The 26,417-nt window shown below is 61.7% G+C and carries 30 protein-coding genes; 13 read left to right on the top strand and 17 right to left on the bottom strand.

Features of this window, described 5'->3' with window-relative positions; all coding sequences use genetic code 11:
* Positions 1–278 precede the first annotated feature (278 nt).
* From CN933_RS27485 to CN933_RS27475, 3 genes are all read right to left on the bottom strand, one after another.
* Entirely contained in the window at positions 279–632 is a 354-nt protein-coding gene (locus CN933_RS27485; protein WP_010969207.1) for a hypothetical protein, read from the bottom strand.
* A 156-nt stretch (positions 633–788) separates the two neighbouring features.
* Positions 789–1,055: a hypothetical protein gene (locus CN933_RS27480; protein ID WP_102762927.1), complete on the bottom strand. Its 267-nt coding sequence runs from the start codon at positions 1,053–1,055 to the stop codon at positions 789–791.
* 78 nt (positions 1,056–1,133) lie between these two features.
* Complete coding sequence (locus CN933_RS27475; RefSeq protein WP_018097851.1) at positions 1,134–1,652, bottom strand: peptide deformylase; 519 nt, start codon at positions 1,650–1,652, stop codon at positions 1,134–1,136.
* A 218-nt stretch (positions 1,653–1,870) separates the two neighbouring features.
* Between CN933_RS27475 and mgtE the strand changes: the two genes are divergently transcribed.
* Both mgtE and CN933_RS27465 read left to right on the top strand, forming a co-directional pair.
* Positions 1,871–3,292 (top strand): magnesium transporter, encoded by a 1,422-nt coding sequence (gene mgtE / locus CN933_RS27470; RefSeq protein WP_018097850.1) that lies wholly within the window; start codon positions 1,871–1,873, stop codon positions 3,290–3,292.
* Between the two features lie 84 nt (positions 3,293–3,376).
* A complete protein-coding gene (locus CN933_RS27465; RefSeq protein WP_003536722.1) occupies positions 3,377–3,763 on the top strand; it encodes a MerR family transcriptional regulator in 387 nt (128 codons plus the stop codon).
* A gap of 9 nt (positions 3,764–3,772) precedes the next feature.
* On the opposite strand, the gene CN933_RS27460 is transcribed toward CN933_RS27465, so the two are convergent.
* From CN933_RS27460 to CN933_RS27450, 3 genes are all read right to left on the bottom strand, one after another.
* Positions 3,773–4,246 carry a methyltransferase family protein gene (locus CN933_RS27460; RefSeq protein ID WP_102762926.1) on the bottom strand — a complete coding sequence of 158 codons (474 nt, stop codon included), beginning with the start codon at positions 4,244–4,246 and terminating at the stop codon, positions 3,773–3,775.
* Positions 4,247–4,249: 3 nt separating this feature from the next.
* Positions 4,250–5,272, bottom strand: a complete 1,023-nt coding sequence (locus CN933_RS27455; protein WP_018097848.1) for a heparan-alpha-glucosaminide N-acetyltransferase — start codon at positions 5,270–5,272, stop codon at positions 4,250–4,252.
* 139 nt (positions 5,273–5,411) lie between these two features.
* Positions 5,412–6,143 carry a DUF599 domain-containing protein gene (locus tag CN933_RS27450; RefSeq protein ID WP_018097847.1) on the bottom strand — a complete coding sequence of 244 codons (732 nt, stop codon included), beginning with the start codon at positions 6,141–6,143 and terminating at the stop codon, positions 5,412–5,414.
* A gap of 608 nt (positions 6,144–6,751) precedes the next feature.
* Between CN933_RS27450 and CN933_RS27445 the strand changes: the two genes are divergently transcribed.
* The gene (locus tag CN933_RS27445; protein WP_018097846.1) at positions 6,752–8,152 is read left to right on the top strand and encodes an L-serine ammonia-lyase; all 1,401 of its coding nucleotides are present in this window, start codon (positions 6,752–6,754) and stop codon (positions 8,150–8,152) included.
* 86 nt (positions 8,153–8,238) lie between these two features.
* Positions 8,239–8,673: a DUF1489 family protein gene (locus tag CN933_RS27440; RefSeq protein WP_018097845.1), complete on the top strand. Its 435-nt coding sequence runs from the start codon at positions 8,239–8,241 to the stop codon at positions 8,671–8,673.
* Positions 8,674–8,869: 196 nt separating this feature from the next.
* Here CN933_RS27440 and CN933_RS27430 read toward each other — a convergent pair whose 3' ends face one another.
* The 6 genes from CN933_RS27430 to CN933_RS27405 all read right to left on the bottom strand — a co-directional run bounded on the left by CN933_RS27430 (position 8,870) and on the right by CN933_RS27405 (position 14,350).
* Entirely contained in the window at positions 8,870–9,139 is a 270-nt protein-coding gene (locus CN933_RS27430) for a hypothetical protein (RefSeq protein ID WP_018097844.1), read from the bottom strand.
* 174 nt (positions 9,140–9,313) lie between these two features.
* Positions 9,314–10,810, bottom strand: coding sequence for a D-alanyl-D-alanine carboxypeptidase family protein (locus CN933_RS27425; RefSeq protein WP_018097843.1), 1,497 nt, complete (start codon positions 10,808–10,810; stop codon positions 9,314–9,316).
* Between the two features lie 242 nt (positions 10,811–11,052).
* On the bottom strand, positions 11,053–11,781 hold the full coding sequence (locus CN933_RS27420; protein WP_018097842.1) for a hypothetical protein: 729 nt from the start codon (positions 11,779–11,781) through the stop codon (positions 11,053–11,055).
* Positions 11,782–12,000: 219 nt separating this feature from the next.
* Entirely contained in the window at positions 12,001–12,609 is a 609-nt protein-coding gene (locus CN933_RS27415; protein ID WP_018097841.1) for a transglutaminase-like cysteine peptidase, read from the bottom strand.
* 483 nt (positions 12,610–13,092) lie between these two features.
* Positions 13,093–13,701 (bottom strand): PilZ domain-containing protein, encoded by a 609-nt coding sequence (locus CN933_RS27410; protein WP_018097840.1) that lies wholly within the window; start codon positions 13,699–13,701, stop codon positions 13,093–13,095.
* Positions 13,702–13,768: 67 nt separating this feature from the next.
* A complete protein-coding gene (locus CN933_RS27405) occupies positions 13,769–14,350 on the bottom strand; it encodes a PAS domain-containing protein (RefSeq protein ID WP_234704959.1) in 582 nt (193 codons plus the stop codon).
* 360 nt (positions 14,351–14,710) lie between these two features.
* On the opposite strand from CN933_RS27405, the gene CN933_RS27400 reads away from it, so the two are divergent.
* The gene (locus CN933_RS27400) at positions 14,711–15,451 is read left to right on the top strand and encodes a rhomboid family intramembrane serine protease (RefSeq protein ID WP_018097839.1); all 741 of its coding nucleotides are present in this window, start codon (positions 14,711–14,713) and stop codon (positions 15,449–15,451) included.
* Between the two features lie 386 nt (positions 15,452–15,837).
* On the top strand, positions 15,838–16,266 hold the full coding sequence (locus CN933_RS27395) for a CBS domain-containing protein (RefSeq protein WP_018097838.1): 429 nt from the start codon (positions 15,838–15,840) through the stop codon (positions 16,264–16,266).
* 158 nt (positions 16,267–16,424) lie between these two features.
* Here CN933_RS27395 and CN933_RS27390 read toward each other — a convergent pair whose 3' ends face one another.
* From CN933_RS27390 to folE, 3 genes are all read right to left on the bottom strand, one after another.
* On the bottom strand, positions 16,425–17,390 hold the full coding sequence (locus CN933_RS27390; protein WP_018097837.1) for a patatin-like phospholipase family protein: 966 nt from the start codon (positions 17,388–17,390) through the stop codon (positions 16,425–16,427).
* A 329-nt stretch (positions 17,391–17,719) separates the two neighbouring features.
* A complete protein-coding gene (hisI, locus tag CN933_RS27385) occupies positions 17,720–18,172 on the bottom strand; it encodes a phosphoribosyl-AMP cyclohydrolase (RefSeq protein ID WP_018097836.1) in 453 nt (150 codons plus the stop codon).
* Positions 18,173–18,273: 101 nt separating this feature from the next.
* Positions 18,274–18,888 carry a GTP cyclohydrolase I FolE gene (folE, locus tag CN933_RS27380; RefSeq protein WP_003534700.1) on the bottom strand — a complete coding sequence of 205 codons (615 nt, stop codon included), beginning with the start codon at positions 18,886–18,888 and terminating at the stop codon, positions 18,274–18,276.
* A 338-nt stretch (positions 18,889–19,226) separates the two neighbouring features.
* Here folE and CN933_RS27375 point away from each other — a divergent pair, with 338 nt between their 5' ends.
* The 5 genes from CN933_RS27375 (at position 19,227) to thrS (ending at position 23,117) form a co-directional block, all read left to right on the top strand.
* The gene (locus CN933_RS27375) at positions 19,227–19,673 is read left to right on the top strand and encodes an iron-sulfur cluster assembly scaffold protein (protein ID WP_018097835.1); all 447 of its coding nucleotides are present in this window, start codon (positions 19,227–19,229) and stop codon (positions 19,671–19,673) included.
* 3 nt (positions 19,674–19,676) lie between these two features.
* Positions 19,677–20,051 carry a membrane protein insertion efficiency factor YidD gene (gene yidD, locus CN933_RS27370; protein WP_018097834.1) on the top strand — a complete coding sequence of 125 codons (375 nt, stop codon included), beginning with the start codon at positions 19,677–19,679 and terminating at the stop codon, positions 20,049–20,051.
* Positions 20,048–20,476, top strand: a complete 429-nt coding sequence (locus CN933_RS27365) for a DUF2267 domain-containing protein (protein ID WP_018097833.1) — start codon at positions 20,048–20,050, stop codon at positions 20,474–20,476. The genes yidD and CN933_RS27365 overlap by 4 nt, the downstream gene beginning before the upstream one ends.
* 5 nt (positions 20,477–20,481) lie before the next feature.
* The gene (locus CN933_RS27360) at positions 20,482–21,021 is read left to right on the top strand and encodes a DUF1697 domain-containing protein (protein WP_018097832.1); all 540 of its coding nucleotides are present in this window, start codon (positions 20,482–20,484) and stop codon (positions 21,019–21,021) included.
* A gap of 113 nt (positions 21,022–21,134) precedes the next feature.
* Positions 21,135–23,117, top strand: a complete 1,983-nt coding sequence (gene thrS, locus CN933_RS27355) for a threonine--tRNA ligase (RefSeq protein ID WP_018097831.1) — start codon at positions 21,135–21,137, stop codon at positions 23,115–23,117.
* Between the two features lie 192 nt (positions 23,118–23,309).
* On the opposite strand, the gene CN933_RS27350 is transcribed toward thrS, so the two are convergent.
* Positions 23,310–24,305 (bottom strand): RgsD C-terminal domain-containing protein, encoded by a 996-nt coding sequence (locus tag CN933_RS27350; protein ID WP_018097830.1) that lies wholly within the window; start codon positions 24,303–24,305, stop codon positions 23,310–23,312.
* 100 nt (positions 24,306–24,405) lie between these two features.
* Between CN933_RS27350 and CN933_RS27345 the strand changes: the two genes are divergently transcribed.
* Both CN933_RS27345 and CN933_RS27340 read left to right on the top strand, forming a co-directional pair.
* Positions 24,406–24,990, top strand: a complete 585-nt coding sequence (locus tag CN933_RS27345; protein ID WP_018097829.1) for a nitroreductase family protein — start codon at positions 24,406–24,408, stop codon at positions 24,988–24,990.
* The gene (locus CN933_RS27340) at positions 24,990–25,592 is read left to right on the top strand and encodes a flavin reductase family protein (protein WP_018097828.1); all 603 of its coding nucleotides are present in this window, start codon (positions 24,990–24,992) and stop codon (positions 25,590–25,592) included. Before CN933_RS27345 ends, CN933_RS27340 begins: the two co-directional genes overlap by 1 nt.
* A gap of 43 nt (positions 25,593–25,635) precedes the next feature.
* Here CN933_RS27340 and CN933_RS27335 read toward each other — a convergent pair whose 3' ends face one another.
* On the bottom strand, positions 25,636–26,355 hold the full coding sequence (locus CN933_RS27335; RefSeq protein WP_018097827.1) for an aldolase/citrate lyase family protein: 720 nt from the start codon (positions 26,353–26,355) through the stop codon (positions 25,636–25,638).
* Positions 26,356–26,417: the final 62 nt, after the last annotated feature.

Here is a 26,417-nt window from a genome sequence, read left to right as displayed (position 1 = left end):
GCGCCACTCTTCACCCTCATCCCCTGTGCTCGTCACAGGGATCCAGCAGCGCCGCGTCTGCGGCGCGGGAAGAGTTCTTTCAGCCCAAGGACTTGGTCTGGCTGGATTCCTGTGACGAGCACAGGAATGAGGTGATCAGGCAAGCGGCGGCGGGTGGCCCGAATCTCCAGCACAGAGCAGGGGAAAGGAGAGACGGCCGAGTGTGAGCGTCTTCGCCCGGCATACCGCCTCTCATAATGTTCTGAGCGCCTACACCGGCCCGGCCGTCGACTCGGCGATTATTTCTCGGTCCCCTCCGGGGAAACCTGCTGCGACTCGCCGCCGGTGCCGGTCTGTGCCGTGGGATCCCGGTCGGTCGGGACGGGCTGTCCGGTGCCGACGCTGCCCGTCTGCTCCGGCGAGGGCGCCGGTTGCACCTGTTCGGTTTCGGTCAGGCGATCGTTGTCGGTGCTTTCACCCCAGATTTCGACGGCGCCCCAGGCGAGGAGGGCGAGGAACAGTCCGCCGACGAGGACCCCAAGCACCGGAACGCCCGTGCGGCCCTGCTTGGCTTCCTCACCGGTGAAATTCTCTCGATCCGCTCCGTGCGTTGCCGAGGCCGGATCGCCGCGTTCGTCAAGATATTTGGCCATCGCTTTGACTCCACTGGCTATCTACAGCGCCGCGCCTCAAGAGAGGCGAAAGGTCGGTGTAGCACCTTGAATTGCTGCATTTTTCGTCCTTGGACCGGCTAGGATCCGAGGATACATGCAGTAGGAAACGGAGCGGAGGCCGACAATGTTCCGTGATCAGTCGCCGGGCGGCCAGGAGTCGGCGACGCTGCGGCGAACGAGCTTATATGTATGGTCGGGTTGAACCTCATAGGTCTCGAAGACCATGGTGCCCTTATGAAGGAACCGGTTCTGGATCATGGTCCCAGGGGCCGCACGGGTCTTCCGAGAGGAGGCAGCTTCTCCATAGGTGAGGCTTCCGGGAAGCGGCTCCAGGTCGGGAGGAGTTGCGGTACAGGCTGCAAGCGCAACCCCGCAGAGAAGCATGAGGGCTATTTTCTTCATCAATTGTCCTTCGCCTTGCTGTTTGGAGCCGATGGCCGACCGGAAGACGGTTTACGGCAGATCGAAGGGGTGCCGCAATCATTGCGTGCCCGGAAATGCTTCGGCTCGGTTAAATTTCTCGAACCGCTTGACGGCGCGTTCGCGCTTCAGCCTGGAAAGCCGTCGAATCCAGAAGATGCCGTTGAGCTGGTCGATCTCATGCTGCAGGCAGACCGCCATCAATCCCTCGGCTTCTTCCTCGCGTGTCTCGCCGTCCAGAGTTTGAAAGCTGACACGCACGCGCGCCGGCCGCTCCACTTCTTCCGTGACACCCGGCATCGAGACACTGCCTTCGCTGTGGCGCACCGTCTCGCTCGACTGCCAGATGATTTCCGGGTTGACGAAGCTGCGCGGTCCCATCTGCGGGTCGACTTCGATGGTCGTCAGCCGCTGCAGAATGCCGATGTGGGGCGCGGTGATGCCTATGCCGGGGGCTGCGCGCATGGTGTCGACGAGATCTTCTGACAGCTGGCGAAGAGCGCCATCGAACCGGCTGATCCGCTCGGCTGAGGTCGTCAGCAGCGCACTTGGAAAGCGTATGATCGGTCGGACAGCCATGAGAAATGTCTCTGCTCGGGTGAGTGGTCGGGCCGGCGCCCGGTGGGATCGTCACATTCGTTTCATCATTTCCTATGTTTTTGCAACAGCTTGGATAAATGTTCCAAGGCGGACCGCCGATCTCGTCTCGACTGTGGACTGAGGCGGAGCTTTGCGCTAGCAGGGCAGAGGAGCCGTTCCGGCGCGGGCTCGGTCGGCGGTAATCTCTGGAGGGGGCCATGAGCAGCACCGGCGACGACGACCGCGGTTCCGACGAAATCGCTGTCCACGGCGACTCGGACATCTACGCTGAAGACGGCTCGGTACGCTCCGATTTCCTGATGCATGTCGGCGCCGCAATCGCGGATCGCGACATCATTTACCTTCGCCAGCATGTCGCCGGCCTTCATGCCTCGGAACTGGGCGACCTGATCGAGGCGATCCAGCCGGAGCAGCGTATCGCACTGGTTCTGCTGCTTGGCAAGGATTTCGACCTGGCTGCGCTGACCGAGGTCGATGAAGGAATCCGTCTCGACATCGTCGAACATCTGCCGAACGAGCAGATTGCCGAGGCGATCGGCGAGATGGATTCCGATGACGCGGTCTACATTCTCGAGGATCTCGACGAGGAGGATCAGGAAGAGATCCTCGCCAAGCTTCCCTTTACCGAGCGCGTCCGCCTGCGCCGCTCGCTCGATTATCCGGAGAGCACCGCCGGGCGGCGCATGCAGACCGAGTTCGTCGCGGTGCCGCCTTTCTGGACCGTCGGCCAGACGATCGATTACATGCGCGAGGACGACGACCTTCCCGAAAGTTTCACGCAGATCTTCGTCATCGATCCGACTTTCAAGCTGCTCGGGGCAGTCGATCTGGACCGGGTGCTGCGCGCGAAGCGCTCGGTAAAGATCGATGCGATCATGCGTGACACAAGCCATTCCGTGCCGGCGGAAATGGACCAGGAGGAGGCGGCGCAGCTTTTTGAACAGTACGACCTCCTCTCGGCCGCGGTCGTCGATGAAAACGGCCGGCTCGTCGGCGTGTTGACGATCGACGACGTGGTCGACGTGATCCAGGAAGAGGCGGAAGAGGATTTCCTGCGCCTGAGCGGCGTCGGTGACGAAGAGCTGTCGGACTCGGTCGCGGAAGCCGCGCGCTCACGCGTTCCCTGGCTTTTCATCAACTCGATGACGGCTTGCGTTTCTGCCTCGGTCATCGGCCTGTTCGATGCGACGATCCAGCAGATCGTCGCACTTGCGGTCCTGATGCCGATCGTCGCGGGGATGGGCGGCAATGCCGGATCGCAAACCATGACCGTAACGGTGCGTGCGCTCGCCACCCGGGGGCTCGATATTCACAACGCGCCGAGAATCATCCGCCGCGAGGCGGGCGTCGGACTCCTGAACGGCGTGATCTTCGGTGCGTTCATCGGTCTTGTTGCGGGACTTTGGTTCCAGGATCCCGACCTCGGCGGCATCATCGCGACCGCCATGCTGATCAACATGATGGCCGCCGCTCTCGCCGGCATCCTGATCCCGATTCTGCTCGAAAGATACGGTGCCGACCCGGCGGTCTCTTCCGCCGTCTTCGTGACGACCGTCACCGACATAACCGGCTTCTTCAGCTTTCTCGGCATTGCGACATGGTGGTTCAGTATCAGCTGAGGTGCGACGCACGCGGGGCCGCCGTGTTTGACTTTTACGTCAAAGTCAACAATAGTTGAGGCGCGACTTTGATGGAATGGCTGCGTGAACAAATATTATAGCATTACCGAGCTGACCCGGGAATTCGGCATCTCGACCCGGACACTGCGCTTCTATGAGGATGAGGGTCTGATTCATCCGGAGCGTCGTGGCCGCACGCGTCTGTTCCGCCCCGCCGACAGGCACCTCATAAAGGAGATCCTGCGTGGCCGGCGCATTGGCTTTACCATTGCCGAAATTCGCGAGATCATTCAGGTCTACAAGGATCCGCCGGGTGAGATGGGCCAGCTGCAGCTCTTGATCAAGCGCGTCGAGGAGAAGCGCGAGGACTTGCGGCAGAAGCGCAAGGACATCGAAGACACACTTAGCGAACTCGACAATGTCGAAGAGGCCTGCCTCACGCGCCTTGCCGAAATCGGCGTCGGCACCTGACATCTCCGCTTAAATCCAACGGCTCGTGTGCCGGCAATATCGCTCGAACTCGAAACCGAAGCGCGACAGCAGGTGCCGCTCCTCCTTGCGGATCGCAAAAAGCGTGGTCAATCCGACCGCAGCAATTGCCGTGATGAAGAACCAGGGGTTGATCGTCGCCAATCCGAGGCCGGTCATCGCCAGCGTGTAGCTGAAATAGATCGGGTTGCGGGTGAAACGAAATGGGCCGCAGGTAACGAGGCAGGTGGCGCACCGGTTCGGAAGTACGGCTGTGTGGCGGTCAAGGAGGGTTTTGACGGCCCAGAGATCGATGGTGATCGCCAGCACGACAAGGCCGTAGCCCACCAGCGAGAGGATCCAGCTGTGTTCGTGCGCCACCGGAATCGGGAAAAGGTGGCCAAGGGCCAGCGCTATCAGAACGGCCGCGCCATAGAGCAAAGGCGGCCATGGAAACCTCAGCGGCTTGGCACGAAAGGCATTCATGTCCTAGTCCCCCGACTGTGCCTCTCCTGATTGTGCATCCATTGTGCACTGACCCGCGATTCGCGCAATGCGTTCGTCCGTGCTCACGTCGATCTTGCCCAGGTTCAGATCGTCGAACAGGTTCTGTTCCTTCAGGCCGGCGAGTGTGCAACCGCAAAAGGCGCTGCAGGAGATCGCGGAATTTTCGTTGCTGCATGCCCGTTCGCAATTCAGCAGATAGACCTGTGCCGGATCCGGCGTCGGGGCGGGAACGGCGAGAGAGAAAAGATAGACTGCCGCGATGAGCAGTGGCTGGTGGATGAGATATATCAGAAGGCTATGACGGCCGCCAAAGGCGAGAGGCGTCATCCACGGGAGCTTACGGGGCCCGGCGCTTCGGCTGCGCCGGGCGGAAAATAGCGGGTGGAGCAGCTTCGCGGTGCCGAGGCCGAGCAGGAAAGGGGCAACCCACGGAAGCAAAGGAACGTAATCATTCGAGCGCGGGATCGCTTCCGATAGGCCGACCCACCAGAGCGCCGGCATGTCGAAAAACGACGAGCGCAGATAGAGGGGAGCCGCGAAGGCCGCGGCAGCTGCAAGAAAGGAAACGGCGGCCGGCAATTTCAGAAAAAGGAGGCCGACGAGGCTTGCCGCGGCAATGGCGTGAAGAATCCCGAAGAAGATGAACGACTGGGGGAAGGCGAACCAGGTCCCGATGCTGATCAGCGCGGCTGCGCCGGCGATCTTCGCGAAACGTATGGCGAAAGCGCGGGGACGGAGTTGCGGGAACTGGCCGAGCACGAGGCTGTAACCGGCAAGAAACAGGAAGCTGCTGGCAATCAAGCGTGCAAACATCCGCCAGCCGCCCGTCCCGGCGGTGCCGGCCGCGACATAGCCGAAGAATTCGAGATCCCAGACAAAGTGATAGAGGGCCATGGCGACGAGGGCCAGGCCGCGCAGCGCATCCAGGAGGACCATCCGGTGGGTTCCGGTCACCTCCGTGCGCATTTGCACTTCAGGGGTCGTCGTCGCGCTGTGTTCGGACATCGAAGAGTCGCTCTGCTGCTGGAGATGGGTCTACGAGGGCGCCTCATTTCAGTCGCGTCGCGAATATGTTGAAATGAGGGCCGCCAGTCATTCGATCGCTTACCGCAAACCGCGGACCGGGTACAATCGCTGCAGCCTATTACGCATTCTCGATCAGCGCGGCGCGCGCTTCGGAGAAGAACTGCCGGCGCGCGAGGACGAAGATGACGAGGGCGGTAAGCACCATGAACACATAGGGGCTGATGAACCAGCCAAGATAGCCGATCGACAGGAAGATCGCCCGGAGCCCGGCATTGAAGTGCTTGGCCGCAAGTATGTTCATGCGGATCGCACGCTCCGCGGCGCGCTCGGCCGCCTTCTGGTCGCGTTGCATGTCCGCCGTCATCGGTATGCCGCCCATCAGGATCGAGCAATAGTTGAACAGCCGGTATGACCAACCGAACTTGAAGAAGGAATAGCCGAAGAGGCAGGTCAGTCCGCCGACTTTCAGCTCGAAGGCGGTCCGCCCGCTTCGGAATATCTGCGGAAGGTCGCTGAAGATCATCTGCACTTGGTCTGTCGCGCCGAGCAATGCGAAACAACCGCCGAGCGCGAAGATCGTCGTCGAGGCGAAGAAAGCGGTGCCAGCCTGCAGCCCGGCGATGATCTGCGTGTCGATCATCTTCAGATCGCGATTGAGCGAATTGCGGATCCAGCGCGCCCTGTGCTCGTTCATCAAACGCGTCAGGCTGACGCGCTCGAAGCCGCGCCCCCCGTCGGAAGCCCAGCTGAAGCCGGCCCAGAGGAGGACGAAGATAACGAGCGCGAGGTAATCTTCAGAGGTCATAGCGGTGTTTTGGCACGGTCGTCCGAAAATGCAAGATGGACGCATGTCGGCCTGTCTTAAGATTCACGGCGAAATCGAGGCGGCAGCACCGAGCGGGCGCTCCGGGGATTCCACCGCTTGCACACGGCTTTGTGTCCGCGTCCAAGGCGTCCAGCGTCGGTTTGACACTATTTCGCCATATTTCACCATTGCGCGTTAACAGATTCTTCGCTATTGGACGGCCACACGACTTAATGGTTACCGAGCTTCGGTATTCGGAGACATCATGGACAAAACAGTAGAGAAGTCGTGCTGGGGCGTGACGGTTCGCGCCGTGGCGGGTTTCGGGGGTGTTCTCGTTCTCGCCTATCTCTTCGGCGGCTTCTGAAGACAGATTGAAATGCAAGGCGTTGCAGTCCACGGGCTGCAACGCTTTTTTTGACCGCTCTCGATCGCCGATCACATGCGCTGTTCTTCAGCGGCATGTCGCACCAACAGAATCCGATGTCGGTCGGTCGCCTGACGGGTCGGCATAGGATCGCTTAGGTTTCGATCCTATATTAGGAACGATCGACACCGCCCGAGCAGGAAAACGGTCGGCTTCGGTCCTATCATCGACGCAAACGTGGAGCTCATCGCCAGCAACGTTGCGTCAGGCTCTGGGCAGGCAATTCATGTTTCTTTCCGTCTTCGACGTTTTCAAGATCGGTATCGGTCCATCGAGCTCACACACGATGGGGCCGATGTCGGCCGCCAACAGGTTTCTCGATCTCATCCTGTCGGATGAATGGCCGCGACCGTCTCATGCGGCTGTCGGCGCCATCAAGGTAAGCCTCCATGGCTCGCTGGCGCATACGGGCATCGGCCATGGAACGGGCAGGGCGGTCATTCTCGGCCTGATGGGCGAGCGGCCGGATCTCGTCGAGCCGGACAGGATGGACGGGATCATCGAGCAGGTGGAGCGTACGGGCCGCATCACCCCGCCGGGCCATCCGGGCTATATATTCCAGCCGAAAACCGATCTGGTCTTCGACAAGAAGACGCCGCTGCCGGGCCATGCCAACGGCATGTCCTTCTCCGCCTTCGACCGGGACGGCCGGCTGCTTCTGAAACGCATCTATTATTCGATCGGCGGCGGCTTCGTGGTGACCGATACGGAACTGGACGCGATGAGGGCCCAGAAGAACAAGCCCGCCGGCGTAAAGGTGCCCTATCCCTTTGCCACGGCTCAGCAGATGCTCGACATGGCCGCGCGCTCCGGGCTGACGATCGCCCAGATGAAGCGCGCGAACGAGGAATGCAGCATGTCGAGGGACGAGCTCGACGCCGGGCTCGACCGCATCTGGACGGCGATGAGCAGTTGCATCGACCGCGGCCTCAGCCAGGACGGCATCATGCCGGGCGGTCTGAAGGTGCGCCGGCGCGCCCGGGCGATCCACGACAAGCTGCAGGAGGAATGGCGCTCCAACAAGACCAATCCTCTCCTCGCAAATGATTGGTTGAGCGTCTATGCGATGGCGATCAATGAGGAGAATGCTGCCGGCGGCCGGGTGGTGACTTCGCCGACCAACGGCGCGGCCGGCGTCGTTCCGGCGACGATCCGCTACTATCTGCATTTCCACGACGATGCCGATCAGGAAGGCATCCGGGATTACCTGCTGACCGCAGCGGCGATCGGCGGTATCATCAAGCACAACGCCTCGATTTCCGGCGCGGAGGTGGGCTGTCAGGGCGAAGTCGGATCGGCGTCGGCGATGGCCGCGGCAGGTCTTGCTGCCGTCATGGGCGGAACGCCCGAGCAGATCGAGAATGCGGCCGAGATCGCGCTCGAACACCATCTCGGTATGACCTGCGATCCGGTCGCAGGTCTCGTTCAGGTGCCGTGCATCGAACGCAATGCCCTCGGCGCCGTCAAGGCGGTTACGGCCGCCTCGCTCGCACTCAAGGGTGACGGCAAGCATTTCGTGCCGCTCGACGCCTGTATCGAGACGATGCGCCAGACCGGCGCGGACATGAACGAGAAGTACAAGGAAACATCGACCGGGGGTCTTGCGGTCAACGTGGTCGAGTGCTGAGCGATAAGTCTGAAGCCGATGGGGCTGTGGACGAATATGCCCGGACGGCTTGACCGCAGCCGTCGGCCGGGTGTTCAAGATTTGCCATGGCTTTGCATCTCATCAAACTCTGTGTCGGTGCCGAATCGATCGAGGACCTGCGCGAATGGGTGGCGCGCAAGGCCCTGGCGGCGATCGCAGCCGGGCAGCAGCCGCACTCCTTCCACACGACCCGGATGGTCCCGAAGCGGACGGAAGAGCTTCTCGCCGGCGGTTCGCTCTATTGGGTGATCAAGGGATACGTTCAGGCGCGACAGCCGCTGATCGGCATCGAGACCTTCACCGACGGCGAGGGCATCGGCCGCTGCAATCTCCTTCTCGGCCCGGAAGTCATGGAGACGGAAACGCAGCCGCGTCGGGCTTTTCAGGGCTGGCGCTACCTCGAGGAGAAGGAAGCCCCGCGCGATCTTGCCTCGCTCGCCGATGGCGGGGAGATGCCGCTCGAACTGCGGCGTGAACTTGCCGAACTGGGGCTGTTATAGCCGGCGGACGGGAAGAGGCGCTTGCTAACGCTATGCACTTCTCCCGGTACGCGCCGCGGCTTGCTTGATCCTCATCCTGTGCTCGTCACAAGGATTCAGCCAGACCAGGTCCCCGGCCTGAAAGAACGCTTCCCGCGCCGCAGGCGCGGCCTGCTCATCTCTGTGACGCGCACAGAGATGAGCAGGCCTTCGTTGTTTAGTGCAGGCGCATTCTGAGGGGATGACTACGACCCGGTGCCGCGACATGCAGATGGATGTCGGCCCGGGGCTGGGTCGAACGCCACGCGCGCGCGCCATGCGTAAGGAGCATACCCACCAGGTCGCGGGTCTTTGCCTTGGATCGGTTCAGGCCGATGTCGGCGATGCGCATGGCCGCCTCATGCAATGGATGCAGCCGGATGCGCGAAGACCTTGCTTTCCGGTCGGATATCAGGCTGTCGCCGGGGACGTTCTCGTTCATTGCCATGCTGACCTCGTCACGCTGTACTAATCCGAGGAGGACAGCCGGAAAACGCCCGGCTGCCGCTGCAGCGCCGCGCGTCTTATCAGCCGCGCAAAAGTCGCTGTAGCACTTCGTTTGCCGCATGCTTTGTCCTTGGATCGGATTGGATCAAAGGAAACATGCAGTAGATGGCGTCTCTTACTGCTGGCTCGCCCAGCAAGCGAAGCCCTTCTTCTTCAATGCCCTGCATGCGTTGACGGCCTTGTCCTGATCGTCGAAGCCGCCGAAGCGGGCGCGGTAGAGCTGAGCGCCGCCATTGCTGAAGGCGACCGTGAAGGGGGTGGCGTTACGCAGTGCCTTGCCGCCCTTTTCCTTGGCATTGTCGAGCAGCGTCATGGCCTGCGTCTTGTCCGGCGTGGCGCCGATCTGGATGACCCAGCCCTGCATGCCGACATTCGCTTCGGTGCGCGCTTCAGCCGCGGCAGGTGCGGTTTCAGCCGTGGCGACCGAATTGGTGATCTGCGTATCGACGTCGCCAGCGGCTTCCTGGGCAAGTCTGGCGCTCTGTGAATCGAGCGTGTTCGGCGCGATCTTGGCTGCAAGCACGGGATTGTCCGAGGCCGCTTTCGTCGATGCATAAGCCATCGCGACGCTGCCGGCGCTTTCGCCGGTGTAGCGGAAATCCGGGACCGGCCCGGTATTCGGCAGGTCCATCGCTGCCGACGCGACAGCCGCGGCGGTTGCCGGCCGTATTTCGGCTTCGGCTACCGTCGTCACGGGTTCGGCCGGAACCTGGGCGATCAGATTGCCGCTGCCGCGGCGCGACGCGGAAGGCATGTATTTCGCGACGAGCTTGCGCATCTGCGCATCGCGGGCGCCACCGGACGTGCCGCCCATGACGACCGCCACGATGCTGCGCCCGTCGAGCTGGGCCGAGGTCACGAGATTGAAACCGGATGCGCGTGTATAGCCGGTCTTGATACCGTCTACTCCGCGGACGTTGCCGAGCAACCGGTTGTGGTTGCCGATCGTCTGCTTCCCGAAACGGAAGCTGCGCGTGGAGAAGTAGTCGTAATACTGCGGAAAATGCTGCCGGAGCGCGATGCCGAGGCGGGCCTGGTCGCGGGCGGTCGTGCGTTGTTCGGAATTGGGCAGGCCATGGGCGTTGCGATAGGTGGTGCGTGTCATGCCGAGCGCGCGGGCCTTGTTGGTCATCATCCGGGCGAAGCGCTGCTCCGAACCGCCCAGGAGCTCGCCGAGCGCCGTTGCCGCATCATTGGCGGAGCGCGTTACCAGCGAGAGGATCGCCTGCTCGACGGTGATCGATTGCCCGGCGCGTACACCGAGCTTCGACGGCGGCTCTGCCGACGCCTTTTTGGAAAAGGGAACAGGCGTGCTTTTGCTGATCCGTCCGGCTTCAAGCGCCTCGAACGTCAGATACAACGTCATCATCTTCGTCAGCGAAGCCGGATAGCGTAATTGATCAGCGTCTTCGCCGTAAAGAACCTTGCCGGTTTTCGCGTCGACGACGATGCCGGCATATTTGGAATTCGCGAAGGCGGGCGCCGAAAAGGTCAGCGCGGCGATCAGGCCGGCAAGAAAAATCCGCCCCACAACTTCTGAAAAGACGCCGAACGGGCGTTTCGCGAGATCAAAAAAAACGGATTGAGACACTGTATTGCTCTTCATTCTCATATCAGGGGTGCCGTCCGGACGCCGTCTCCGGATACGACCTTTCCCGAGACAGTATCGGGATAGCGTTACCAATCGGTTTATGATGAACGATTGGTTGCCCGGCACCGGTCGTTTTGTTCAGGATCGGCACCTTCAACCCGCGCTAGATCATGACGTTTGGTAGGCTCGGCCGAAAACCCCGCGCATACTCCCCCATCCCGTTCTAGCCGGCGCATTGGCTGCATCACGACTCTTCGTCAAAATCACGGCACGAGATGTGTGCTGATGTAAGTTTCTATCGAATCTTCGATGGTACGCCACTGCGGCAGCAACCTGCTGGAGAAACGGTAAAGAACGATGAGGTCCTTGCCCATGTGAACGTCGCGCTGGCAATCGGCGCTCGTCGATGCCGCGGGGGGCTCAGGAAGCACGCAGCGCAGCACATAGGCAGGGCGCCCGTCCCTCTCGGCAGTGAAGAAGACTTCGCTGGCATAGCTGGAATCCGGCTTTGCGTCGTACCTAGTGAGGCCCTCGGGGCCGGCCTGCGGCGCGTGCTGCAGGACATGGCGGTAGACGGGGGCGAGACGCCCCGACATGTCGCGAGACATCGTACTTTGCGCGACCTGCAGGAAGATCAGATTTTCCGGCCGGCTGACATCGTCGAACAATGGCCGCGTCTCCTCGCTGTAGCCTTCGAGCCCCGGCCAGGTGAGATAGAGATCCACGCGCTCGACGATGCTCGTGTTCCGTTGGTTTTCGAAGCGAATGACATTCGCGGGCAGGCGCAAATGGTCCTGGCCGATAAAGATGTCGTAGGTTTCGCGGCTCGCAGTGTGGCCGGCCTGGGCGAGATGTCGACCGAACCAGCGTCCGGAAAAGGAGAGCGCGATCGTCAGCGCAAGGAGGATCACGACGGCTGCGGCAGCTGTGTATACGGAGCGGGATGAAAGGAGCGGCAGGAGTTCCGGTTCGGGAATGCGGGGCGGGTTCATGGCTGCGCCGTGGGATACCTGATCAGGGGCGCGTTCTATCCGCTCGAAGGCCAATGAATGACCTCGCCGCGCGGAACTCGCTCGCGGCCAAGGCTCGTCCAACTTGGTTAATATTTGGTGAAGCGTGGCGGCCGCCCGGGAAAATCGGCCCGGGCCCGGACGGGGTGCCGACGTGGGCCGATCAGAGGCGCAGGCCATGGCCTGCGCCTGCTCATGTCGTTACTGCGCGCTGACGCTGCCGACGGCGAGAGCGCGACCATCCTGCAGTTTCACCCAGCGCCCGGCATGTTCCGAGGACTGCCGCTTCAGGTAGGTATATTCCGTGTCCGACCAGAGCAGCACCTTGCTGCGCATGTTGTCGAGAACGAAGTCGCCGCGATCGGTGCGCACCGTCAGGACGGCATGACCGTCGCCATTCGGCTGCAGGACGACGGTGATCAGAAGATCGGCGGGGGAGAAGCCGCTTTCGATCAGCTTGCGGCGCTTCAGCAGCACGTAATCCTCGCAGTCCCCGACGGCATCCGGGTAGGACCAGTTTTCCTCGACACCATGGATCTCCATGTCGGTCATCGGAGCGATCGCCTGATTCACCTCGTAGTTGATTCCGAGGATCTTCTTCCAGCTTTCGCGCGTCAGCTCCGCCGGGCCAGGATCCTTGCCGATGGCCTGGCATTCGGAGGGATTGGCCTTGCAGAACTCGTAATGCCCGATCGGCGGGTTGGTCGCGCCGCCGACCGTCATGTTCGCCGGCGCCGCGTAAGCCGCCCCGGTGATGAGGCCGGTGGCTAGGGCTGCGGCAGCGATCGCCATGGTGATGATTGTGCGCATGTTTGTCTCCCCGTTGTGGTTCGACATTGGCACAGAGTTTTTTACCGGCGGCGAAGATCGGAAGTAAAAACAAGAACAAACTCGAATAACATAAGAATAAAAATTGAGGAGAACTGTAATAAAATTCGATTCAAATTTTATCGATTTTTATGCCGCTTGTCGGCGCCCACCGGGAGCGACTACGGTGAAAGTTCGCGTAAGACGTTGAATATTTTGAAGAAACATAGTCGCGGCGCATGTGGCAGGGCCGCGATTGCGCGTCCCGCCGGCCATGCAGCCGGTGACGGTATGACCCATCGGAGCCATCAGCAAGTAGTGCCAGATCGCTGGGAAGAGTAACGCCCGGTTTACCAGAAGCTATTTCTGTTGCCGGCCCGCCGCGGAAGAGTCGATTTGCACTGGCGAGGGCAGAGGCCTGGTCCAGGTGTCCGCCGAGCAAGCGCCGCCTCTGGGGACGTTACTCCGGGGCTACGTCGGGTGCGCTTACAGAAACTCGGTCAGCGCCTCGCGGGACTGTATCCCGGAGAATTCGATGGCGACGCCTTCCTGGAAATGACGGACGATCCTGCCCTTCATATTGCCCAGCCTGACCGGCGATCCTACGGCGGGCCGTGTATCGATGTCGACCGCCGCGCCGGAAAGCGAGAGGTCGATGATCCGACAGCTGTATCTCTCGCCGGTATCCACGGTGAGTTCCGTCAATGTCTTGCGGGGCGCAAGCCGGTCATGGCGCCGGTCTTCCGGCAGACCGAGTTCGTGTTTGTTGGCGATCCAGGTCAGCTGTGCCGCAAGCTTCTCACGCTTGCGCTCCGTGGCGTTGAGCTGAATCACGAACGTATCGTCCGCGACGCGTGACACCGTGCCTTCGAGGCGACCTACATGGTCGACATAGGCAATGATACGCTCCCCGCCGCGCGGACGCGCGGGGGAGGTTAAGAGAACGTCGCCCGGCGACATCTCCAAGGCGGTACAGTCATACTCCTCGTGACTGGCAAGCATCAGTCGTCCCGAAAGATTGACCGAAACGCGCTGAAACGCACTTTCCTGATGTGGTTTCGGGGCGCTGTTCTGCGCATGCTGGAAGGAGAACATGATCACTCTATGATGGATATAGTTTGCAGGCGAAAGTATAGACCGCACCGATTAACAGAAGGTTCGCTCAGTTTCGTCTTCCGCCCTCGAAGACGCGCAGGTGCTGCGTCACGCGGAAGGGGCGATCGCAGGCATCGATGCGGCTGGCGGTCAGACCGGCAGTGGAACATTCAGACGCGGGGAATGCGGCACACCGGCTGTCGAGGACAAGGTGCTGCAATGGCTTCATGTGCAGCCATATCGGACGGGACAGCGGCGACAGCGCGCCGAGTATGCGGTCGCCCGTGCCATCGGGAGAGGCGAGGGGGGTGAGCAGAACTTCCACATCCAGCCGATCCCCGGTTGCGGTTGCGCCGGACGCGGCCAGAAGCATCGGCGTGCATCGTTTCACGACCTCACCGGCGATACCGGCAGCCTCCTCCTGCTGTCCGCCGAGCCACAGGGCGGAGAATTGACGGTGGCGGAGTTCGTCGCCGAACAGGCCGCAGATGTGGGTGCCCGCGAGACGAAAGTGTATTCCGCCGTCCGCCTGCGCCTGGAGGATGAAGATGTTGGGCAGGAGTGAACGAATATCGGCGGGCTGGATTTCGTCACGGCGCGGGAGATCGCGGTCGCCGCGAACTTCGTTCCAGTATTGAAACAGTTCCATTGTCGTTCTGCTGCGCATTTTTGCCCGATCGGTCGTTGTTGCGGCGCAGACCGTCCCGGATCGGGATAGTCGGCGGCCTATTGGGTGGTCCTTCGGTACATGGAGCGATTTTCGTGCCAGGGCGAAATTAAGGTTAACGGCCGGTTTCGATTGCGCTCGACGCCGGCGGCTGCCATTTCATTCGGCAGCACTTCACGAAGGATTGCCTTCAGCACATCGACTGATACGCGCGGATCGGCGCGTGACGCCGTTCAGTTTTCACTGGACGGCGTTTTTTTGTTTGCTTATCCCTTGCGCGCTGCTGCGGGCGGTTCGCCGCCGTTTGAGCGCAACCGCAGCGACCGAAGGGAAGAGGCAGCTATGGAACGGGATCAGGCGGCAACATCACCGGAAACCGATGTCGAAAGTCCCGGCGTCCGCAGTCGCGAGCCCGCCTTCAATCTTCCGCCGGGGCTGACCGGCATCCTTTTGTTCCTGATCGCGGTCCATGTCTTGAGGACCTATGTTCTGCCGGCCGAGATCGACCAGGAGCTGATCCTCAACTTTGCCTTTCTGCCGGTGCGCTACACGCTGCCGCTCGGTGAGCAGGGGCTGGTCTGGCTCTGGACGCCGGTGACCTATTCCTTCCTGCACGGCAGTTGGGAGCATCTCATCTTCAATGTCTTCTGGATGGTCGCGTTCGGCGCACCCGTCGTCAGACGGATCGGGATGGCCAGGCTCGCCTTGTTCTGGTGCCTGTCGGCGGCGGCCGCCGTCGGCTTGCACATCATCTTCCATTGGGGCGAGATGGCGGTGGTGATCGGGGCTTCGGGTGTCGTTTCCGGCTTGATGGGTGCGGCGGCCCGGTTCGTATTTTCCCCGAGCGGTCGCATCAGCCGCCAGTTTGCCCATCTCAATCGGCGGCTGTCGTTTGTGGAGACGCTCACCAACCGGTCCGTGCTCGTCTTCACCGGGATATGGTTCCTGACCAATTTGCTGGTGGGCTTTGGCATTCTGTCGATCGGAGGGGCAGGAAGCGTGGCCTGGGAGGCGCATATCGGCGGTTTCCTCTTCGGCTTCCTTCTGTTCGCATTCTTCGATCCCCGAAGGCAGGAAAGGTGAGGCGCCGCCAGCCGGGAAGAAGCTTCGACCGGCTTCGGGCGAGGGGTGCGACAATCGATTGTGTCAACCGCGGAATTTTTCGTGATGCCTGATTTCGCCGCAGAGGCGGACGGCTTTCTGCAGAAGCCTTGATTTCCTGAAGTCGCTGGAGCACCATTCATCACGGCCGCCGAATTGCTCGAGGCGACCGCGGAAAAGGCCGGGTGCCGGCGTAGCTTTGTGCTCGAGGAGGCGAAGGGCTGCGCAGGCGCCGGAATGGGTACGGGTTTCCTGCGGCCATTTGCACTGTCATCGCGGTCTTCCTTCCACCGGAGGAAAGTGCGGTGACCGGCACGGACGGAAACTCTTCCCGTCGGCCCGGTTTTGTCGCAACGGGAGATGTGCGCATGTCGGTGAAAGCGATTCTCAACGAAAAAGGCAGCAACGTCGTCACGGTCACGGCGCAGGTGACGGTGCAGCAGGTCGCGACTTTACTGCATGAAAATCATATCGGAGCCGTTGTCGTCGTCGATCCGGAGGAGCATATCGTGGGCATCATGACGGAGCGCGATATCGTCGCCTCGATTGCGAGATATGGTGCCGCCTGCCTCGACAAGCCGGTTTCTTCCGTCATGTGGCAGAACGTCTATTGCTGTCGCGAGGAAATGTCTGTCGACGCGCTGATGGAGATGATGAGTAAATTCCGCGCGCGTCATCTACCCGTGGAGCGGGAAGGCCGGCTGGCCGGCATTATTTCGATTGGAGACGTGGTGAAATATCACATCCGCGCCATCGAGAACGAGGCCGAACAGATCAAGGCCTATATCTCCGGCTAAGGCCTGTTGAGATTCATTTTGAGTTTATGACGGCTGACCGTGCGCCACTCGACTCCTGTGACAAGCACAGGAATGGAGAAATCAAACAAGCGCGCCGGGTGTACGGATCTCAACGGGCCTTGGAACAGTTGGGCCGATCCGCAAGTTCTCCCGGCCTTTCAACGAGGCAGCGGTTCCTGCATGCGCCGGATTTCCGAAAGCTTGATCTTGGCTTCCTGATAACCGCGCTCGATCGCTTCGCCGGCGCGGTGGAATTCCGAAAGTCCGATATCGTTCAGCTTCGGGTGGAGCGACAGATCCGGCGGATCGCCAGCCAGCCGGGCGCGCGAAATGCGGTCCTGAATGATGTTGAAGGCCTGGACCATCACACTGGTCATGCCGAGCCGTGCCGAAAAACGGTTTGTCTCCGTCGCCGGCGCGTCCGGCGTTTCCATGCCGGCACTGTGCTTGACGACCGCCGAGCGGCCGTAGACGTCGTAGTTCAGGTTGACGGCGACGACGTGCAATTGCTCATGTGCGCGGCAGACCGAAACGGGAACGGGGTTGACCAGCGCGCCGTCGATGAGCGTCCGGCCATTGGCGTTGACGGGCTCGAAGATGCCAGGCAAGGCGTAGGATGCGCGAATGGCGGTAATCAGGGATCCTTTCTCGATCCAGACCTCGTGGCCGCTGTAGACTTCCGTGGCAACTGCCACGAAGGGCCGGTCGAGATCCTCGATACTGAGGTTCTGCAGATGTTCCTGCATCCGCTTGGTGAGCCGCAGACCGCCAAAGAGGCCACCGCCGCCGATCGCGAAATCGAGCAAGCCGGCAATACGGCGCACGGTAAGCGAGCGGGCGAAAGCCTCCAACTCATCGAGCTTGCCGGCGAGGTAACAGCCGCCGACCAGCGCACCGATCGATGTGCCCGCAATCATTCCGACTTCGATGCCCTCCTCGTCGAGGGCTTTCAGGACACCGATATGGGCCCAACCTCGCGCAGCACCGCCGCCGAGCGCCAGCGCGATCCTGGGTTTCACGGACTGGGAAATGGGTGGTTCTGGAGGAGTGGTCGTGATCGATGACCCGTTCGCGCCGGAAAGATCGGCGATCTGACTGTTACGCGTGAATGTCCAGTTCAGCATCCGGCACCTCCGACACCGCCGAATAGATTAGCTTCCGACACGGCCCTGCAGCCCTACTACCGCATATTCCTGGAACCGAAGCGATTCGGCCATCGAAACATGCCGGTGCCGGCTTCACCTTGGTCGCTGAAAGTCTGACACCATGATCGAGATATAGCACTGAACCGGCTACAAATGCGGCCCGCCCGATAAACATTGGATACAGCCTGCAACACATTTTGGTACTCCGCCGTTACCGCGGGAACCACTTACAAGATTAATGATTAGATGCCCGTTTGGTTGCCAAAAGATGAATATATCACCCAGGTGAACCAGGAAAATGCAGATGCTCAGTTGCCGGCGTAAATCTGCGCCGGATCGAAATGCCTGTGGTCGTCGGTGATCGCCACTTTTGCTTCGCCATCGGTGACGCCGACCGTCCGATAGAAGCACGAGCGACGCCCGGTATGGCAGGTAGCATCGTGGCCAGCCACAGAGACTTTCAACCACACGGCATCCTGGTCGCAATCGGTTCGTATTTCCCGGACGGTCTGCAAATTGCCCGAGCTTTCGCCCTTCTTCCACAGGCGTTCGCGTGAGCGGCTGTAGTAATGCGCGATTCCGGTTTCGAGCGTGAGGGACAGCGCTTCGGCATTCATGTGCGCGACCATCAGCAATTCGCCGTCGCGGGCATCGGTGACGACGACCGTGATCAGACCCTTCTCGTCGAAACGCGGGGTGAAGGCCGGGCCGCTTTCCAGTTCGGCCTTGTCCTGCGGGGGGGATGCAAAAGTGAGCGTCATAGTCCGAGCTCCACTGCAGCGCCGCGCGTCTCGGTCAGACGCGCAAGGTCGCTGTAGCACTTGGGGGTTGCTGCATGCTTTTCAACATGCGGTGGCGGAGCTTACTTGAAGCCCCGGAGCATCGTCATGAAACGGACCTGTTCGGCCGGCTCGCTCTTGAACGCACCGGTGAAGGTGGTCGTCAGCGTCGTCGCGCCCTGCTTCTTGATGCCGCGCATCGCCATGCACAGATGCTCGGCCTCGATCATCACCGCCACGCCCCGGGGCATGAGGGTCTCGTCGATGGCCTTGGCGATCTGCGCCGTCATCGCTTCCTGCGTCTGCAGACGACGGGCGTAGATATCGACGACCCGGGCGATCTTGGAAAGGCCGAGCACGCGACCGTTCGGCAGATAGGCGATATGAGCCTTGCCGATGATCGGCACCATGTGGTGCTCGCAATGCGAATAGAACGGGATGTCCTTTTCCAGCACGATATCGTCGTAGCCGGAGACTTCCTCGAAGGTTCGCCCGAGCACGTCTTCAGCCACGAGATCGTAGCCGCCGAAAATTTCCCGATATGCCTTGGCGACGCGCGAAGGCGTGTCCTTCAGGCCTTCTCGTGCCGGATCTTCACCTGCCCAGCGCAACAAGACGCGAACGGCTTCTTCGGCTTCCTTCTGCGTCGGACGACCTGTGTCGTCGAGCACAGGAAAATTCTTCACTATGGCGTCCATATGGCCCCTTCAAGCAATACGAAATTGCTGACGTTTTATCTTTTCGGACAACTCGCCATTGGCCATACGCCTAACCCTGCAGGCTTGGGTTCCGTTGGCGGGCTCCGGGGCTTTCGGGTCTCGGCTTAGCAGTGCACTGGACCGTCCGGCACGGTTTCCCAAACAACAGGCGACATTTGATCCCCTTGCGGAACTGTCACCCCAACACGACATAGCATATAGTATGGTGCCACATGGATAAAAGAGCCCGAATGCGCCACGCCTTGCTTTTTTCCCGCCGCCTGGGGAAAATCATGCGCCGAACGCCCGAAACCGCGAAAAATCCACCGGATTCCTAAATGATAGACGACATTTACAACAGCAGAATTCTCGAATTCGCAGGGAATATTCCGCGCCTCGGAATGTTGACCGATGCCGACGCCGAAGCCGCCGCGCATTCCAAGCTTTGCGGCTCGAAGGTGAGAATCTGGCTGAAGATGGACGGCGACGTCGTCACCGACTTCGCCCATGACGTCAAGGCCTGTGCGCTCGGCCAGGCGTCCTCATCCATCATGGCGCGCCATGTCGTAGGTGCCCATGCGGACGAGATCCGGCAGGCCCGCGAGGACATGCTGGCCATGCTGAAGGCGGATGGGGAGGGGCCATCGGATCGTTTCGAAGACATGCGCTTTCTGAAGCCCGTCAAGGACTACAAGGCGCGTCATGCCTCGACGATGCTGACTTTCGATGCCGTCGTCGATGCCATCGGTCAGATCGAGGCGAGGCGCCTCGCCGCGGCCGTCTGAGCCATGTGCCCTCAGCCCCATGCCGATCATGCATTCACCCGTGGCGATGCCGGTGCCGCCGGAGGGCGGAATTGGTCCGGGCCGTTCCGCAAGACGCCGGGGCGCCTCGTCGGCGTCACCCTGATCCGCGCCTATCAACTGACGCTGTCGAGTTTCATCGGCAATTCCTGCCGGCACTTGCCGACCTGTTCGGAGTACGGCTTCGAGGCGATCGCCCGATACGGCCTCTGGGCCGGCGGGTGGCTGACCTTGTTCCGGGTCATCCGCTGCGGCCCGGGCGGAACCCACGGATTCGATCCGGTGCCGGAAAGCCTCGCACCGCGCCAGCGCTGGTACACGCCATGGCGCTACTGGCAATTACGCCGAAAGGACGCATGAGAGCCGTGACCATTCCGATGGAATACCGGCAGGCCTCTGCGGATTTCGACCGGTTCATCGTCGACGCGCGCGATATCGCCGCTCTTCAGACAACCAATCAGGCCTATACCATGGTGCAGGCGGTGCTTTACACTTTCCGCCGTCGCCTCGATATTTCCGGCGCCCTGCTTTTCGCCAAGGCGCTACCGCCGGTCCTTCGAGCGATCTTCGTCGCCGACTGGGACCTGGAGGAGCCGACCGTGCCCTTCTGCGAACGCCGGGCGATGACGCGCGAGGTGCAAGCCTTCCGCGGCAATCACAACGTCTCTCCGGAAACGGCGATCGCAGACGTAGCCGCGGCGTTGCGGCGCAATATAGACGAAATGCTGCTCGATCGCGTGCTCGCGCGCCTACCCGCGGGCGCTGTCGATTTCTGGCGGGCTTGAGGCGAATGAAGGCTTACGTCGCCTTGCTGCACAGCATCGTTCTCGCCGGCGGCCGGCGCGTCGTTAGGGCCGACTTGAAGGCAATGGCCGAAGCGCTCGGCTACAGGGCGCCGCGCACGCTCGTCGCCACGGGCAATCTTCTGTTCGAGTCGCCAGCAAAGCCGCTCGCGGAATTGGAGGCCGAACTCGAAGGGACTTTCGAGAAGACCTTCGGCCGTCACGTCGACATCATCCTTCGTTCCGCGGAGGACTGGTCGAGACTTGCGGCAGGCAACCCTTTTCTTGCGGAAAGCGAAAGGGATCCTGCGAGCGTCCACGTGCGGGTGATGCGCTCTCCTCTCGAAGCCGACATGCGGGAAAAACTGCTCGGCCATTGCTCCAGGGGCGAGCGGGTGGCCATCGTCGACGGCGATCTCTGGGTCGATTTTGCCGGCAGGGCGAGCGAATCGAAGTTGCTCGGGGCGCTAACGACCAAACGGCTCGGCATCGGGACGGTGCGCAACTGGAACACGGTGAGGCGACTGCGTGAAATGGTTGCCGGTTGAGCGGCCGCCGCGCCTTTACTCCACGGTGAAAAAGCTTTATCAGGCCCGCGAACCGGCCCGGCCGGCAAACCATACCACCCGCATTCGTTGGCGGGACTGGATAGGAGATCATGATGTCGCATTCTGTTTCCCTTACATTTCCTGATGGCTCCGTTCGAGAATTCGCCGCCGGCACGACCGGTCGCGATGTCGCGGAATCGATCTCGAAGTCTCTCGCCAAGAAGGCCGTCGCGATCGCCATCAGCGGCGAACTGCGCGATCTCTCGGATGCCGTGACGGAAGGTAGGATCGAGATCGTCACGCGCGACGACAAGCGCGCGCTCGAGCTCATCCGCCACGACGCGGCCCATGTCATGGCGGAAGCCGTTCAGGAGTTGTGGCCGGGAACGCAGGTGACCATCGGTCCGGTCATCGACAACGGCTTCTATTACGACTTCGCCAAGAACGAACCCTTCACGCCGGACGACCTGCCCGTCATCGAGAAGAAGATGCGGGAGATCATCGCCCGGAACAGGCCCTTCACCAAGGAGGTCTGGTCGCGCGAAAAGGCCAAGGAGGTCTTTGCCGCCAAGGGCGAGAATTACAAGGTGGAACTCGTCGACGCCATCCCCGAGGGGCAGGACCTGAAGATCTATTACCAGGGCGACTGGTTCGATCTCTGCCGCGGGCCGCACATGGCCTCGACAGGCCAGATCGGTACGGCGTTCAAGCTGATGAAGGTGGCGGGCGCCTATTGGCGCGGCGACAGCAACAATCCGATGCTGACACGCATCTACGGCACTGCGTGGCACACGCAGGAGGAGCTGGATCAGTATCTGCACGTGCTCGCCGAAGCCGAGAAGCGCGACCATCGCCGGCTCGGCCGCGAGATGGACCTCTTCCACTTCCAGGAGGAGGGGCCCGGCGTGGTCTTCTGGCATGGAAAGGGCTGGCGGATATTCCAGAGTCTCGTCGCCTATATGCGCCGCCGGCTCGAAGGCGATTACCAGGAGGTCAATGCTCCCCAGGTTCTCGACAAGTCGCTGTGGGAGACCTCCGGTCACTGGGGCTGGTATCGCGACAACATGTTCAAGGTGACTGTCGCCGGCGACGATACGGACGATGACCGCGTCTTCGCGCTGAAGCCGATGAATTGCCCCGGACACATTCAGATCTTCAAGCACGGTCTGAAGTCTTACCGCGAACTTCCTGTTCGGCTGGCGGAGTTCGGCGCAGTCCACCGTTATGAACCCTCCGGCGCGCTGCATGGCCTCATGCGCGTCCGCGGCTTCACGCAGGACGATGCGCACATCTTCTGCACCGATGAGCAGATGGCGGCCGAATGCCTGAAGATCAACGACCTGATCCTTTCCGTCTATGAGGACTTCGGCTTCAAGGAGATCGTCGTGAAGCTGTCGACGCGGCCGGAAAAGCGCGTGGGCTCCGATGAGCTTTGGGATCGCGCCGAAGCCGTGATGACGGAAGTCTTGCAGACCATCGAGGCGCAGTCCGAAGGCCGCATCAAGACCGGCATCCTGCCGGGCGAGGGCGCCTTCTACGGCCCGAAGTTCGAGTATACGCTGAAGGACGCGATCGGCCGCGAATGGCAGTGCGGAACAACGCAGGTCGACTTCAACCTGCCGGAGCGTTTCGGCGCCTTTTACATCGACAGCGAATCCGAGAAGCGCCAGCCGGTGATGATCCATCGCGCCATCTGCGGTTCGATGGAGCGTTTTCTCGGCATTCTGCTGGAGAACTATGCCGGCCACATGCCGCTGTGGATATCGCCGCTGCAGGTGGTGGTCGCAACGATCACGTCGGAAGCGGACGATTACGGCCGCGAAGTCGCCGAACGCTTGCGTGATGCGGGGCTGACGGTCGAGACCGATTTCCGCAACGAGAAGATCAACTACAAGGTCCGCGAGCATTCGGTGACGAAGGTTCCGGTGATCGTCGTCTGCGGCAAGCGCGAAGCGGAGGAGCGCTCGGTCAACATCCGTCGCCTGGGTTCTCAGGCGCAGACGCCAATGTCGCTGGACGAGGCGGTCGCTTCGCTTTCCGCCGAAGCCATGGCACCGGACCTAAAGCGCAAGAGCAATTCCAGGAGAGGTGTGTAACGGTTTTCGTGCGCGAGTGCGTAGTTTCAAAACGTTCGAGCGCACGCCCGCAACTGAAACTGTGGGATTCCGTAAGCACCGTTGTGAGGCTCTTGTCGCGCGGCTGCCGCTCATCCGGCGGCCGCCACCTACTGCCATCTTGATGGGTGAAGGTCCCGGCAGGCGGTTGAGGGGTCAGGCGGGGCTACGTCTTCAGTCCTGCGCGTCCGCGGCCTCGTCGGGTTCGCCGCTGCCGTTGAGCAGCACTTCAACATCAGTGTTGACGCCCGCTTTCACGGCGAAGTCGCGCTGGTAGATCTTGTCCTTGTTGCGCGCCACCGCCGTGTAGCTCCCCTCGGCAAGGACGAGGGTCGGGAAGGCGCCGACGCTCTCGCTGACGACGTCGCCGGAGGAGGTGAGAATCGACCAGGCGGTATCCGCAATGGCTTCGCCGCCGGCTTCCGAGACGAGTTTCAGGGTCAGCTTCGCGGCGCGGTGCTGGATCGTCGCTTCGGTCAGCTTGCCGGCTTCGATCTGGATGTCTGCGCGGATGACGGCATTTACCGATCCGTAGTTCGACACGACGTGGTAGGTGTCGGCATTGAGCTGAACCACCGTACCGGGCTTCACGTCGGCGACCACGAGGCCGCGCTCGCCATCCTCCCTCACGTCGGAAGAGAAGATCGAAAAGCTGAGTTCGTTCGGCGGGATGCGGACATCGCTGCCGGAGACGGCGTTCAGCATGACGCCCCCGGCATCGAGCACGAGCACCTGTTTGTCGAGCGGGCCGTCTTCGGGCACACGAATCTTGCGGGTCGCGCCGGCCCGGCCAAAAGCGACATTGACGAAATATTCGCCGGGCACGAGATTGAAAGCGGTGGAGCCGCCCTCGGAGGTCGCGAGCAGCGGCAGCTTTCCGTCGCTGCCCGGAATGGGGCTGAAGACGCGCCAGGTAAGGCCCGATTGGACCGGCTTTCCATTATCCGTCAGCAGTGCCTCGAGCTTCACGTCCTTCAGTTGGCCGCCCTGCATCGGATCGGTGATGAGCGGGCTGAAGCCGGTAAGCTTGGGCATCTTGTGCGTGCCGGAGATCGAGGGAAAGCTCTTGAAGGCGTCTGTGGCATCCTCCGCAAGCGCACGTCCCGCACCGAGCCCGGCGAGTGTGATCGCCAGAACGGTTCTCAGGAAAATACGAGGACGGAGACGCATGAGAGCAGTTGACTTCTTGACTGGGTGACTCCACTTGGGACGCCGGTATGGCATTTTCGTGGCTGCCGATCCGGCGGCAAACTAGTGGAATTCGCTCGATATGAAAACCGAAATAAAGCTTGTCGACTATCTTGCCTCCCGCAGGTCCATCCCGGCCTTTCAGATGGGTGAGCCAGGACCCAGCAAGGCGGAAGTCGCGGAGATGCTGAAGCTCGCCTCGCGCGTGCCGGATCATGGCAAATTGGCGCCGTGGCGCTTCATTGTCTATCGGGGCGAGGAGAGGGCGCGCATCAGCGCCGAACTGAAGAAGATGGCGCTTGCCGCCAGGCCGGACATGCCGGAAGAGATGATCAAGGTCGAGGAGGCGCGGCTGACGCGCGCGCCCGTCGTGGTCGCCGTGGTCAGCAAGGCGGCGCCGCATTTCAAGATTCCGGAATGGGAGCAGCAGATGTCGGCTGGTGCCGTCTGCCTCAATCTGCTGATGGCGGCAAATGCGCTCGGTTACGCCTCGAACTGGCTGACCGAATGGTATGCCTTCGAGGAACGGGCCTATCCGCTGCTCGGCGTGGCGCCGGGCGAGAAGATTGCGGGCTTCATTCACATCGGCACTGCAATGGTGCCGCCGACGGAGCGCCCCAGGCCCGAACTCGAAGAGATCGTCACCTGGGTCGGGGAGGGCGACTGATGTTCTACGATACGGCCGGAAACGGACACGGCCTGCCGCACGATCCCTTCAAGGCGATCGTGTCGCCGAGACCGATCGGCTGGATCGGCACGCGCGCGGCCGATGGGGCGCTGAATCTCGCCCCTTATTCCTTTTTCAACGCCATCAGTGACCGGCCGAAGCTCGTGATGTTCGCCTCGAGCGGCTACAAGGATTCGGTACGCAATATCGAGGCGACCGGGGATTTCACCGCGAGCTTTGCCAGCCGCAACCTGAGCGAGGCGGTCAATCTCACCTCGGTGGCAGCCCCGCATGGTGAAAGCGAGTTCGAGATTGCCGGGCTGACCCCCGTCGACGGAACGCTCGTGAAGGCTCCCTTCGTGGGAGAGGCCTTCGCGGCGCTCGAATGCCGGATGACGGATATCTTTCGTCCCAAGGGCGTCGACGGCGTGGTTTCCGACAGCTATGTCGTCATCGGCGCAGTGGTCGGCATTCACATCCGCGAGGAGGCCATTCGCGACGGGCGGTTCGATATGGCGACCGTGAAGCCGCTCGCCCGGCTCGGCTACATGGACTATTGCGATGGCGGCGACGTCTTCGAAATGATCCGGCCTGTCCGCTAGATCACGATGGTTCAGGTCATCACCTGAGGCCGTCGTCATCGTTTCATCCCGTCTTGGCTTCGGGCGCGACGCCTGCAGCGGCAAGAAGATCGATCTGTTGCGGCGAGCGGATGGCAACGCTGGAAAAGCCATTCTCTACGCTGCTTTTCCACAGGCGTCGCACGGCCGCCTCATCATCGGCGTCGACCGGCAGCATGTCGTAAGCCGCGATGCGGGCCTCGTGAGCTCTCAGGACCGCCGCCGCGCGGCCGGCCCGGACGACGGCCGGCACATCGCCGGTTTCGGTGACGCGCCTGCAACCACACGCTTCGGCCAGGGCCGAGGCATCGAATATCAGTGCCGAGAGGCGCGGGGATGCACCCGCCAGCGAATGCGGCGACAGGACGCTTTCCGGCGTCGTCGCGTATTCGGCAAGAATCACCGTTCGGCCCTCGGCCTTGCCGGCCGCCGCCTCGGCGACCCTGAGCAGCACATCGAGCCGCTGAATGTCTGCGGGGCCGCGGCATCCGGGCAGCACGATGCCATCGAATCCGTTGCCGATCAAAGCGGCAAGCTCGTCTTCGCCGGGATCGCCGCTCGTTCCGATCCGGGCGAGCAACAGGCAGCCTGCATCCTGGCGAGGCAGGTCCGAGAGTGGCCGGCCAGTTTGGCCGCCGGTCATCACGACTGCTTGAACGGCGGTCAGGATCTCCTTCGGAGGCGGCGGGTCGCCGGCCGGCAGATACAGGAGCGGTAGGGTGGTTATCGCGCCGTTATCAGACATGGTGAACCAATCTTAAACCTTTGGCCGCTAGGCTTCGAGCATGGGGGCTGCTCGGTGACTAG

Source organism: Sinorhizobium sp. M4_45 (genome assembly GCF_002885915.1).
In the GTDB taxonomy this organism is placed as follows: Bacteria; Pseudomonadota; Alphaproteobacteria; order Rhizobiales; family Rhizobiaceae; genus Sinorhizobium; species Sinorhizobium meliloti_A.
This window is presented reverse-complemented; position numbering and strand designations above follow the sequence as displayed.

Coding starts and splice junctions, on each gene's coding strand:
- CN933_RS27485 (WP_010969207.1), bottom strand. CDS start 632: ATGGCCAAATATCTTGACGAACGCGGCGATCCGGCCTCGGCAACGCAC.
- CN933_RS27480 (WP_102762927.1), bottom strand. CDS start 1,055: ATGAAGAAAATAGCCCTCATGCTTCTCTGCGGGGTTGCGCTTGCAGCC.
- CN933_RS27475 (WP_018097851.1), bottom strand. CDS start 1,652: ATGGCTGTCCGACCGATCATACGCTTTCCAAGTGCGCTGCTGACGACC.
- mgtE (WP_018097850.1), top strand. CDS start 1,871: ATGAGCAGCACCGGCGACGACGACCGCGGTTCCGACGAAATCGCTGTC.
- CN933_RS27460 (WP_102762926.1), bottom strand. CDS start 4,246: ATGAATGCCTTTCGTGCCAAGCCGCTGAGGTTTCCATGGCCGCCTTTG.
- CN933_RS27455 (WP_018097848.1), bottom strand. CDS start 5,272: ATGTCCGAACACAGCGCGACGACGACCCCTGAAGTGCAAATGCGCACG.
- CN933_RS27450 (WP_018097847.1), bottom strand. CDS start 6,143: ATGCGTCCATCTTGCATTTTCGGACGACCGTGCCAAAACACCGCTATG.
- CN933_RS27445 (WP_018097846.1), top strand. CDS start 6,752: ATGTTTCTTTCCGTCTTCGACGTTTTCAAGATCGGTATCGGTCCATCG.
- CN933_RS27440 (WP_018097845.1), top strand. CDS start 8,239: ATGGCTTTGCATCTCATCAAACTCTGTGTCGGTGCCGAATCGATCGAG.
- CN933_RS27430 (WP_018097844.1), bottom strand. CDS start 9,139: ATGGCAATGAACGAGAACGTCCCCGGCGACAGCCTGATATCCGACCGG.
- CN933_RS27425 (WP_018097843.1), bottom strand. CDS start 10,810: ATGAGAATGAAGAGCAATACAGTGTCTCAATCCGTTTTTTTTGATCTC.
- CN933_RS27420 (WP_018097842.1), bottom strand. CDS start 11,781: ATGAACCCGCCCCGCATTCCCGAACCGGAACTCCTGCCGCTCCTTTCA.
- CN933_RS27415 (WP_018097841.1), bottom strand. CDS start 12,609: ATGCGCACAATCATCACCATGGCGATCGCTGCCGCAGCCCTAGCCACC.
- CN933_RS27410 (WP_018097840.1), bottom strand. CDS start 13,701: ATGTTCTCCTTCCAGCATGCGCAGAACAGCGCCCCGAAACCACATCAG.
- CN933_RS27405 (WP_234704959.1), bottom strand. CDS start 14,350: ATGGAACTGTTTCAATACTGGAACGAAGTTCGCGGCGACCGCGATCTC.
- CN933_RS27400 (WP_018097839.1), top strand. CDS start 14,711: ATGGAACGGGATCAGGCGGCAACATCACCGGAAACCGATGTCGAAAGT.
- CN933_RS27395 (WP_018097838.1), top strand. CDS start 15,838: ATGTCGGTGAAAGCGATTCTCAACGAAAAAGGCAGCAACGTCGTCACG.
- CN933_RS27390 (WP_018097837.1), bottom strand. CDS start 17,390: ATGCTGAACTGGACATTCACGCGTAACAGTCAGATCGCCGATCTTTCC.
- hisI (WP_018097836.1), bottom strand. CDS start 18,172: ATGACGCTCACTTTTGCATCCCCCCCGCAGGACAAGGCCGAACTGGAA.
- folE (WP_003534700.1), bottom strand. CDS start 18,888: ATGGACGCCATAGTGAAGAATTTTCCTGTGCTCGACGACACAGGTCGT.
- CN933_RS27375 (WP_018097835.1), top strand. CDS start 19,227: ATGATAGACGACATTTACAACAGCAGAATTCTCGAATTCGCAGGGAAT.
- yidD (WP_018097834.1), top strand. CDS start 19,677: ATGTGCCCTCAGCCCCATGCCGATCATGCATTCACCCGTGGCGATGCC.
- CN933_RS27365 (WP_018097833.1), top strand. CDS start 20,048: ATGAGAGCCGTGACCATTCCGATGGAATACCGGCAGGCCTCTGCGGAT.
- CN933_RS27360 (WP_018097832.1), top strand. CDS start 20,482: ATGAAGGCTTACGTCGCCTTGCTGCACAGCATCGTTCTCGCCGGCGGC.
- thrS (WP_018097831.1), top strand. CDS start 21,135: ATGTCGCATTCTGTTTCCCTTACATTTCCTGATGGCTCCGTTCGAGAA.
- CN933_RS27350 (WP_018097830.1), bottom strand. CDS start 24,305: ATGCGTCTCCGTCCTCGTATTTTCCTGAGAACCGTTCTGGCGATCACA.
- CN933_RS27345 (WP_018097829.1), top strand. CDS start 24,406: ATGAAAACCGAAATAAAGCTTGTCGACTATCTTGCCTCCCGCAGGTCC.
- CN933_RS27340 (WP_018097828.1), top strand. CDS start 24,990: ATGTTCTACGATACGGCCGGAAACGGACACGGCCTGCCGCACGATCCC.
- CN933_RS27335 (WP_018097827.1), bottom strand. CDS start 26,355: ATGTCTGATAACGGCGCGATAACCACCCTACCGCTCCTGTATCTGCCG.